Below are 509 nucleotides of genomic sequence, written 5' to 3'. Positions count from 1 at the left end.
GGAGCGAGCGTCGGCAAAGTGGTTTCGTCGGCAAAGACCCGTTCGGCCTTCTTGACCTCGCTGAAGATGTAGTCGGCAATGATCTCGAGCTCGAAGCCGAGCTTGCCCATCCATTGCGCCATCAGCTGGCGGTCGAGCTCGACATGATCGCGGGCGTAGATGGCCTCCTGCCGGTAGAGCGGTAGACCATCGGCATATTTGGCGACGGCGATGTGGGCCAGAAGCGCTTCAGTCGGAATGCCTCCTTCGATGATGTGGGCCGGGGCCGGCGCCTGGATCACACCGTCCGCGTTCTTGAAGGCATACTTGGGACGGCGCGTGACGATCACCCGGAACTTCGCCGGCACCACATCCAGGCGCTCCGACACGTCCTCGCCGATCAGCACCTTCTGCTTGCCGGCATGCTCCGCCAGCTCTTGCGGCTCAATGACGGTTTCGATCCGTTCCAGATGGGGCGCAAAGCCCTTGCGCCGACGCGGTGCACGCTTGCCATCCGCCTGCGCACGGCC

General features: G+C 63.7%; 1 protein-coding gene. It reads right to left on the bottom strand.

The features are described from left to right. Positions 1-509, bottom strand: a 509-nt coding sequence (locus tag Q2M23_RS44455; protein WP_316399583.1) for an IS66 family transposase, incomplete at both ends; no start/stop codon positions are given.

It is taken from the genome of Bradyrhizobium sp. 33ap4 (assembly GCF_032654765.1).
Lineage (GTDB): Bacteria > Pseudomonadota > Alphaproteobacteria > Rhizobiales > Xanthobacteraceae > Bradyrhizobium > Bradyrhizobium australafricanum.
This window is presented reverse-complemented; position numbering and strand designations above follow the sequence as displayed.